The organism is Quisquiliibacterium sp., from assembly GCF_982640115.1.
On the sequence record NZ_CEXFHW010000205.1, the window covers coordinates 1 to 6423 of the forward strand.

Annotated in this window: 8 protein-coding genes; 3 read left to right on the top strand and 5 right to left on the bottom strand. The window is 69.5% G+C overall.

Translation table 11 applies throughout. The annotated features are described in order from the left end of the window. Nucleotides 1–190 precede the first annotated feature (190 nt). Both ispH and AC2H6A_RS17040 read right to left on the bottom strand, forming a co-directional pair. Complete coding sequence (gene ispH, locus AC2H6A_RS17035; protein WP_484274910.1) at nucleotides 191–1117, bottom strand: 4-hydroxy-3-methylbut-2-enyl diphosphate reductase; 927 nt, start codon at nucleotides 1115–1117, stop codon at nucleotides 191–193. A gap of 26 nt (nucleotides 1118–1143) precedes the next feature. Then, complete coding sequence (locus AC2H6A_RS17040) at nucleotides 1144–1599, bottom strand: FKBP-type peptidyl-prolyl cis-trans isomerase (protein WP_484274911.1); 456 nt, start codon at nucleotides 1597–1599, stop codon at nucleotides 1144–1146. A gap of 28 nt (nucleotides 1600–1627) precedes the next feature. Here AC2H6A_RS17040 and radC point away from each other — a divergent pair, with 28 nt between their 5' ends. The 3 genes from radC to rpmG all read left to right on the top strand — a co-directional run bounded on the left by radC (nucleotide 1628) and on the right by rpmG (nucleotide 2843). Further along, entirely contained in the window at nucleotides 1628–2227 is a 600-nt protein-coding gene (gene radC, locus AC2H6A_RS17045) for a RadC family protein (protein WP_484274912.1), read from the top strand. A gap of 184 nt (nucleotides 2228–2411) precedes the next feature. Next, nucleotides 2412–2648, top strand: a complete 237-nt coding sequence (gene rpmB, locus AC2H6A_RS17050) for a 50S ribosomal protein L28 (RefSeq protein ID WP_484274913.1) — start codon at nucleotides 2412–2414, stop codon at nucleotides 2646–2648. 39 nt (nucleotides 2649–2687) lie between these two features. Then, a complete protein-coding gene (gene rpmG, locus AC2H6A_RS17055) occupies nucleotides 2688–2843 on the top strand; it encodes a 50S ribosomal protein L33 (RefSeq protein WP_484274914.1) in 156 nt (51 codons plus the stop codon). 179 nt (nucleotides 2844–3022) lie between these two features. Here rpmG and AC2H6A_RS17060 read toward each other — a convergent pair whose 3' ends face one another. The 3 genes from AC2H6A_RS17060 to AC2H6A_RS17070 all read right to left on the bottom strand — a co-directional run. Next, on the bottom strand, nucleotides 3023–4216 hold the full coding sequence (locus tag AC2H6A_RS17060) for a DesA family fatty acid desaturase (protein ID WP_484274915.1): 1194 nt from the start codon (nucleotides 4214–4216) through the stop codon (nucleotides 3023–3025). A gap of 19 nt (nucleotides 4217–4235) precedes the next feature. Then, nucleotides 4236–5795 (bottom strand): mechanosensitive ion channel family protein, encoded by a 1560-nt coding sequence (locus AC2H6A_RS17065; protein ID WP_484274916.1) that lies wholly within the window; start codon nucleotides 5793–5795, stop codon nucleotides 4236–4238. A 28-nt stretch (nucleotides 5796–5823) separates the two neighbouring features. Beyond that, nucleotides 5824–6423, bottom strand: a 600-nt coding sequence (locus AC2H6A_RS17070; protein ID WP_484274917.1) for an RsmB/NOP family class I SAM-dependent RNA methyltransferase, incomplete at its 5' end; no start/stop codon positions are given.

The window sequence follows — 6423 nt, forward strand, 5'->3', positions numbered from 1 at the left end:
GATCAGCGTGAAACCCCGTCCCCTCATCGCGACGCTCCTTGAAGACAAGGAGTCTAGACACGCGTCATGGGCGGGGGACGACCCGCCCGACGAACGCCGCCGCACAGGCAGACAGGCGGTGCGGGCAGGCAGGCGGCGCGGGCCGCCAGCGGAGGCTGGCCAGCCGGGCGGCACGGGCCGCCCGAGGGGCTCAGGTGCGCGCCAGACCCTTGGGCAGCGGGAAAGCGGTGTCTTCCTGCACGCCCGGCAACTGGCGCACCGAGCGCACGCCCAGGGTCTTGAGGCGAGCCAGCACCTCGGTGACCAGCACCTCGGGGGCGGAGGCGCCGGCGGTGATGCCGATGCGCTGCCGGCCGGTCAGCCAGCCCGGATCGAGTTCGGCGGCCGAGCCGATGAGGTGCGCCTCGCAGCCCATCTTCTGCGCCACCTCCCGCAGCCGGTTGCTGTTGGAGCTGGTGGGCGAGCCGATCACCAGCACCAGATCGCACTGCGGCACCATGAACTTGACCGCGTCCTGGCGGTTCTGCGTGGCGTAGCAGATGTCCTGCTTCTTGGGCTCGGCCACCTGCGGGAAGCGGGCGCGCAGCGCATCGATCACCTCGCGGCAGTCATCGACCGACAGCGTGGTCTGGGTGACATAGGCCAGGCGGGCGGGATCGGCCACCTGCAGGCGGGCGACATCCTCCACCGACTCGACCAGATGGATGCCGCCATCGGCCTGGCCCATGGTGCCCTCCACCTCCGGATGACCGGCGTGGCCGATCATGACCACCTCGCGCCCCTCGCGGCGCATGCGGGCCACCTCGACATGCACCTTGGTGACCAGCGGGCAGGTGGCATCGAACACCGACAGGCCACGGGCCTGCGCCTCGTCGCGCACCGCGCGGGCCACGCCATGCGCCGAGAACACCACCGTGGCGCCGGCCGGCACCTCGTCGAGGGACTCGACGAAGACCGCGCCCTTGGCGCGCAGGTCGGCCACCACATGGTCATTGTGGACGATCTCGTGACGCACATAGATGGGTGCGCCGTGCAGGTCGAGCGCCCGCTCGACGATGGCGATGGCACGGTCGACGCCGGCGCAGAAACCGCGGGGTTGGGCGAGCAGGGCTTCCATCGGGAGCTCCGGACCAGTGGGGGTGATCAGAGGACAGCGATGATCCGCACTTCCAGGCGGACCGCGTGGCCGGCCAGCGGATGGTTGAAATCGAAGAGCGCGCTGTGCTCGTCGATCTGCTTGAGGATGCCGGCATAGCGGCCGCCACCCGGCGCCGGGAAATCGACGAGGTCGCCCGGCTCCCAGGTGGTATCGGGCTCGGCGTTGGCCTGCAGCATGGCCCGCGAGACCCGCTGCAGCAGCGCGGGGTTGCGCTCGCCATAGGCCTCGCCCGGTGCCAGCTCGAACACCGAATGCGCGCCCTGCGCAAGCCCCATCAGGCAGCGTTCCAGCGGCTCGGCCAGTTGTCCGAGGCCCATCTGCAGGGTGGCCGGGGGGCCGCCGAAGGTGCTGACGACATCATCGCCCCCTTCCGCCAGACTGATGCGGTAATGAAGCGTGAGATGCGAATCAGCCTGGACGGTGGGAGTGGACTCGGTCATGGATCGCCCGGATTGTATGTCAGGCGGGGTGCTCCCGCCCCTGGAGGACAGCCAGCTTCTGGCACTGGCGCTGGATGGCCGGCAGGGCCCGGCCGCGCTGGCCCGCGCGCGCCGCGATCTTCGGGCCTGCGCCAGCCTGCGCACGCTGCTCGGGCCCGAGCCGCCACCCGGCATCCCTGCCCTGCGCTGGGCGCGCCTGCGGGCGGTGTCCGAACTCATGCGGCGAGCCGAACTCGAGACCCTCACCCAGACCGACGCCCTGCTCTCGCCCGAGTCGGTGCGTCGCTTCCTGCGGCTATGGCTGCATGACCGGCCGGTGGAGTGCTTCGCCGGCGTGTTCCTCGACAGCCAGCACCGGGTGATCGCCGCCCGCGAACTCTTCACCGGCACGCTGGCGCAGACCGCGGTCTATCCGCGCGAGGTGGCACGCCAGGCGCTGCGCCTGAACGCGGCGGCGGTCATCCTGGCGCACAATCATCCCTCGGGCGTGGCCGAGCCCAGCACCGCCGACCGGATGCTTACCGAAGCGCTGCGCTCGGCCCTTGCGCAGATCGACATCCCGGTACTCGATCATCTGATCGTCGCCGGCACCCGATGCGTGTCCTTCGCCGAGCGCGGCTGGCTCTGATGCCCCCGCGATGTTGCCCATGCTGGACACCACAAGCCGGCGCAGGCATAATCGAGGGCTTTTCCAACAACCCTGTGCCGTCTTGCGGCTCGCACAGCGGGTCACAGCGTGGCCCGCCACCCGGCAAGACTGCACCCGCCAGCCCGGCCAGACCCGCCCGGCCGGCAAACCCGAGGAGTGGATCATGGCCCGCGTATGCCAGGTGACCGGCAAAGGACCGATGGTTGGCAACAATGTCTCCCATGCCAACAACAAGACCAAGCGCCGCTTCCTGCCCAACCTGCAGTCGCGCCGCTTCTGGGTTGAAGGCGAAAACCGCTGGGTGCGCCTGCGCCTGACCAACGCTGCACTGCGCCTGATCGACAAGAAGGGCATCGAAGTGGTGCTCGCTGACCTGCGCGCCCGCGGCGAAGCGGTCTGATCCCGCGCCTTCCGGCATCTCACCCAGGAGAACTTCGCCATGCGTGACAAGATCAAGCTCGAATCCACCGCCGGCACCGGCCACTTCTACACCACCACCAAGAACAAGCGCACCAAGCCCGAAAAGATGGAGATCAAGAAGTTCGATCCCGTCGCGCGCAAGCATGTGGCTTACAAGGAAACCAAGATCAAGTGATGCTGACGGGCGTGAGCATCTGGCGCGCCCTGCCTCATCAATGACCTTTTGCAGCGCGCTTCGGCGTGCCGGCAAACAGAAAGCCCCGCTCTCGCGGGGCTTTTTCTTGCCCGGAACCGCCCGGTTTCGGGACCGCCACGGCCTGACGGCAGCGCTCGCCGGCCCGGAACATCAGCCTGTCAGGCCGCGTAGCGCCGAACCCGCAGGGCAAGTTCCTGCAGGGGGCGCATGCCGCTGGACTCGGCGCGGCTGAGCCACTGCTGCAGGCTCTCGAGCAGCTGATCCTTGCTGAGCGTGGATCGCTCCCACAGGATGGCCAGCTCCTGACGCATCTCGACCAGCTTGCGCACCGCGTCACTGGCAGCAAAGACCTCGCTCACCCGGGCCTTCTGGTCGGCCGTCCATTTGCCGGCATCCACCACCAGCCAGGACCGCGCCCCCGAGAGCAGGGCCTGCTCGGAACGGCGCGAACCGAGCCGACGGGCCTCTTCGGCGCAGGTGCGACGCAGGGAGTCGGCAAAGGCCGCCATCATGTCGTAGCGATGGGCGATGACCGCCTGCAGGGTGTGCGCATCAACCACCGGCCGGGCCTCGGCGAACTTCGGCGTGGGCGCCAGGCGCCGCACCGTGGCCAGCCCGAGCATGCTGAGGATGCGGATGTACATCCAGCCGACATCGAACTCGTACCACTTGGACGAGAGCTTGGCTGAACTGCCGAAGGCGTGGTGGTTGTTGTGGAGCTCTTCGCCGCCGATGATCAGCCCGATCGGAAAGACATTGGTGCTGGCATCGGGGCTGTCCCAGTTGCGGTAGCCCCAGAAGTGGCCGATGCCGTTGATGATGCCGGCCGCAGTGACGGGAATCCAGATCATCTGCACGGCGAACACCGTGAGGCCGGCCGCGCCGAACAGCAGCACATCGATCAGCAGGGTGAGGTACACCCCCAGGGACGAGTGGCGGCTGTAGACATGGCGCTCGACCCAGTCATCGGGCGCACCGTGGCCGAACTTCTCGATGGTTTCGCGGTTGGCAGCTTCGGCGCGGTAAAGCTCGACGCCCTCGAGAAGCACCTTGCGCAGGCCCCGGGTCTGGGGGCTGTGCGGGTCATCAGGGGTCTCGCAGCGGGCATGGTGCTTGCGGTGGATGGCCGCCCACTCGCGGGTGACCATGCCGGTGCCCAGCCAGAGCCAGGCCCGGAAGAAGTGCGAGACCAGCGGGTGCAGATCGAGCGCCCGGTGGGCCTGGCAGCGATGCAGGTAGATGGTGACCGCCGCAATGGTGATGTGCGTGGTCAGCAGGGTGAAGCCCACGATCTGCCAGCCGGAGAAATCCAGCAGGCCGGTGTCGAGGAAGGAAAGAAGCGAATCAAGCAAGGTGGCACTCCAGGGTGCGTCAGTTTTCCCGCGCAGTGTACCCCGCGACGGGAGCATTCAAGAATCGTATCTCGCGCTGCGGATACGGAATTTCAACCCCGTCGGCGCGCAGCGCGGCGAGGATCGCCAGGTTGATCTCAGACTGCACCACCGGGCGTCCGATCTCACCGTCCGAGATGGAATAGGCAAGATCGAGGGACAGTCCGTCGGCGCCGAAGGCGGTCAGCATGGCCTGCGGCGGCGGGTCGGCCACCACCCGCGGGTGGGCGCGGGCGAGCGCCTCCAGACGCGGGAACAAGCGATCGAGGTCGGTGCCGTACGCCACCGTCACGCTGCTGCGCAGCCGGGCCGAGACCTGCTTGGAGAAGTTCTGCACCGGGTTGGCCATCAGCATCTCGTTGGGAATGATCGATTCCCAGCCCTCGAGCGAGCGGATCACGGTGAACCGGGTGCGGATCTCGCTGACCCGCCCGTAGTACTTGTCCACCGTGACGAAATCGCCCATGCGTACCCGCCGCTCGAGCAGCACCACGAAGCCGCTGACATAGCTGCTTGCTATGCGCTGCAGGCCCAGGCCAATGCCCACACCCAGGGCGCCGCTGAACACCGACAGCGCGGTGAGATCGAGGCCGACCAGCGACAGGCCGATCATCAGCGCCAGCAGCAGCAGCAGGGCGCGCATCACCCGGGCCAGCACGACCCGTACGCTGAGGTCGCCGGCATCGACCGCCAGCAGACGGGCCTCGATCAGGCTGCCCAGCCACAGCGCACCGAGCAGGGTGGCCACCACCCAGAAACTGGCCGACAGGATGGTCCAGACCGACACCCGCTGCTTGCCCACCGGGATCTGCATCGAGTCGGCCAGCGCGACCACATCGTCGGCGTAGCCGGTGACATAGAGTGCCACCGTCACCCAGACCAGGCCCGCCAGCAAGCGAAGGAAGAAGGCCGCGGTGGACGAACCCGCCAGGCGCGCCACCATGTGGCTGATCCCGCGCGCGAGCGCCAGGCCGCCGGCCAGCACCATGGCCACATGCAGCAGGTTGGTGTGCTGCCAGACCGCCAGCAGCGGCCGGGCGGCCGCCATCAGGGCCGCGGCATAGGCCGGGAAAAGCACCCGCCCGACGGCAGAGCGGGCCGCCGAGGCGGCGAGCCTCGCCGCGGGACGGTCCTGGGCGCCGGCCGCAACGGGGCCGGCCGCGGATGGTGTCGATGCCGCTGGTGCGGGTGATGGCGCCGTTACGGCCGGTGCGGCTGATGGCGCCGGTGCGTCCGGCGCGGCTGATGGCGCCGGTGCCGCCGGCGCGGCCGGTGCGGAGCTGGCAAGCGCGCCGGATGTCTCCACCTCGGTCGCGTCGGCCTCCTCACCGGGCCCCTGCGCCTCGCCGGTGAGCGCCATCTGCGCGGCCAGGGCGGCGGCCCGGTCCCGACGCCAGCGCTCCAGCGTGACGCGCTCCAGCCACCGCGCGGCGAACACGCAGGCAACGATGACCGCCACCTGCCAGAGCACCGTCGGGCTCTGCAGATCGGTCCAGAGATCCTTGAGAAGCGGCGAGAGCGAGATCATGGTCGGTGACAAGGGTCGGGGGCGGACGACGCTCCCGGACTCAGGCCGGGCGCAGCCAGCGCACCGCGTAGAAGCTGTCGGTGCCGTGGAGATCGGTGCGCAGCGACAAGGCCCCGTCCACCTCGGCGGTCGCCGGCAGGCGAACCGACTGACGGGCAAGGCTCTCGGCGGCCGATTCGGCCACCCAGCCGGGGTGCTCATGCTCGAAGTGGCGGCGCACTGCGTCGTTCTCCTCGGGCAGCAGGCTGCAGGTGGCGTAGATCAGCGCACCGCCGGGCCGCACCAGACGGGCCGCGGCCGCCAGGATGGCGCGCTGGCTCGCACCCAGTGCCGGCAGGCTGCCCGGGTCGAAGCGCCACTTGAGGTCGGGATTGCGGCGCAGCGTGCCGGTGCCGCTGCACGGAGCATCGACCAGCACCGCGTCGGCACGGCCGGCCAGCCGGTCGAGCTTGGGATCGCGCTCGCTGTCGATGCCGAAGGGCTGGACATTGCTGGCCCCGGATCGGGCCAGGCGCGCCCGCATGCGCGAGAGCCGCGCTGCCGAGACATCGCAGGCGAACACCTGCCCGCTGCCGCGCAGCAGCGCAGCCAGGGCCAGGGTCTTGCCGCCGGCCCCGGCGCAGAAGTCGACCACGGTCTG

Bases quoted from the DNA above. Each gene is read 5' to 3' on its own strand.
- ispH (WP_484274910.1), bottom strand. From the start codon at position 1,117: ATGGAAGCCCTGCTCGCCCAACCCCGCGGTTTCTGCGCCGGCGTCGAC.
- AC2H6A_RS17040 (WP_484274911.1), bottom strand. From the start codon at position 1,599: ATGACCGAGTCCACTCCCACCGTCCAGGCTGATTCGCATCTCACGCTT.
- rpmB (WP_484274913.1), top strand. From the start codon at position 2,412: ATGGCCCGCGTATGCCAGGTGACCGGCAAAGGACCGATGGTTGGCAAC.
- rpmG (WP_484274914.1), top strand. From the start codon at position 2,688: ATGCGTGACAAGATCAAGCTCGAATCCACCGCCGGCACCGGCCACTTC.